Here is a 1,831-nt window from a genome sequence, read left to right as displayed (position 1 = left end):
AAAGGCGAGATTGCGGGAGAACATGGCGTTTTATTCTAAAAGCACTTATAAAGATAACTTTAATGCTAGTGATTGGAACAATCCTATTTTGGCAAATATATCTTTTTATGTAGGCAGTATAATCATGCTTACACAGCTGAATGGGGTATGTTTATTCCAAAATAATAATACATCTAACCCCAGCTTAATAGTCCCCTTGAGGGTACCTTTTATGTAAAAAAAAATTAACTTTTTTTAAGTTAATTATACTAGTTAACCGGTGTCTTTTTGACCTGACGGGGTGACAAGCAGCATTGTTAGCCTTACTGGGTATGGGGTGTGGGCTAACCGGTGTAGGGCTGATCGCTTTCTCAAAACTATTGCTACACAAGAGCGATCGCTTTCTTAAAACTGTTGGTACACAAGTGCGATCGCTTTCTCAAAACTCTTAGCACAGAAGTGCGATCGACCTGCATGTCACGCGGGGCGCGTTCGCACTCTCGTTAATCTTGGTTGAGAAGTAGTCCGGTCAGCGCAGCTATGCCTGTAGGGCTGATCCCGTAGCGTGGCCGTAGGCCAATCGCACCGAAAGCTAAACCATAGGCTGATATAGCGCTACGCGCAATGGCATTGGCAAGAGGCAAGAGGCAAAAGTTGACGTGCATTAGCAAATGAGCTTTTATCAATGTCCTAACTTTAATGGGTAGTGCTATAGCACCTCAAGTAGCACCATCTGTAGCCCATAGGCTGATAGCACCTCAAGTAGCATCTCAAGTAGCGCATTAGCTGATAGCTGATAGCACCTCAAGTAGCATCTCAAGTAGCGCATTAGCTGATAGCTGACGTCTGATAGCACCTCAAGTAGCATCTCAAGTAGCGCATTAGCTGATAGCTGACAATTGCTTTCACCAAATCTTGCTCATGTTTAGCACAAACCCCGCCAGTTCCGGAGCACCGCTAACGGTTTCAGGATTGTCCAAAATCTCTGGTTTCTGATTAGGACGATAAATGTAAATTTTCCGGTTTTGGCGGTCGATTAACCAACCCAGTGATGTACCCTTGTCAAGGTATTCTTGCATTTTATCTTGCAAGCCACTGAGTGTATCGCTGGCTGAACGTAACTCGATCACAAAGTCGGGGCAAATGGGGGCAAAGGAAGCTTTCTGTTCTTCGGTTAAGGCATTCCAGCTCTCCAGTTTAATCCAACAGGCATCTGGAGAGCGGATCGCGACCTTGGGTAAGGTAAAGCCGGTGCTGGAGTCAAAGGTTTCACCCGTACCGTCGAGATCAGCCCAGTTAGCCAATTGTTGAGAAATTTTCAGATTCCGATTGCCTGTATCGGAAAAGACTGGGGGCATAATCACAACTTCTCCACTGGCGGTGCGCTCAATTCGTAGATCTCGATTGGCTAAACAGAATTCATAAAACTGGGCGAGAGTCATTGGGATGATCCCAGGAAGATTGACCATAACAGGAACAGTTTGGGTTTGAATCAGTAGCCTGGTCATTATAGGGTTTGTATCTAGGTTGTAAACAGACTTATTGCATAAAAAGGCATGGATACAAGAGGGGAAAGATATATACGCCAATGACACTAGGGCTTGTCTGCTTTCGTCAATAGGTAAAGATTTATTACGAAAATACTAATTTCTGCGTAAAGTCAACAGGTTATCTTGGGGAATAAATAGGGAGCATCCCAGATTTTACAAACTATACCCCAGCTGTGTGAGCGGGATTATACCGCCCACATAAAAAGATATATTTGCCAAAATGGGATGCTAGCAATCAAGAGTATTAAAGTTATCTTTATAAGTGCTTTTAGTATAACATGTTTTCTCGCAATCTCGCCTTG

4 protein-coding genes are annotated in these 1,831 nt (G+C 43.7%); 2 read left to right on the top strand and 2 right to left on the bottom strand.

The window, feature by feature from the left end; translation table 11 throughout:
• Together F6K49_RS45230 and F6K49_RS45225 are read left to right on the top strand one after the other, a co-directional pair.
• The coding region (locus tag F6K49_RS45230) for a hypothetical protein (RefSeq protein WP_293108674.1) at positions 1 to 217 on the top strand (217 nt) is incomplete at its 5' end.
• 76 nt (positions 218 to 293) lie between these two features.
• A complete protein-coding gene (locus F6K49_RS45225) occupies positions 294 to 431 on the top strand; it encodes a hypothetical protein (RefSeq protein WP_293030912.1) in 138 nt (45 codons plus the stop codon).
• Between the two features lie 51 nt (positions 432 to 482).
• Here F6K49_RS45225 and F6K49_RS45220 read toward each other — a convergent pair whose 3' ends face one another.
• Complete coding sequence (locus F6K49_RS45220) at positions 483 to 644, bottom strand: hypothetical protein (protein ID WP_293030909.1); 162 nt, start codon at positions 642 to 644, stop codon at positions 483 to 485.
• Positions 645 to 884: 240 nt separating this feature from the next.
• Positions 885 to 1,487 (bottom strand): Uma2 family endonuclease, encoded by a 603-nt coding sequence (locus F6K49_RS45215; protein WP_293048184.1) that lies wholly within the window; start codon positions 1,485 to 1,487, stop codon positions 885 to 887.
• Positions 1,488 to 1,831: the final 344 nt, after the last annotated feature.

It is taken from the genome of Moorena sp. SIO3I6 (assembly GCF_010672095.1).
Note: the sequence above shows the minus strand (reverse complement) of the source record. Positions and strands in the feature narration are given on the sequence as shown.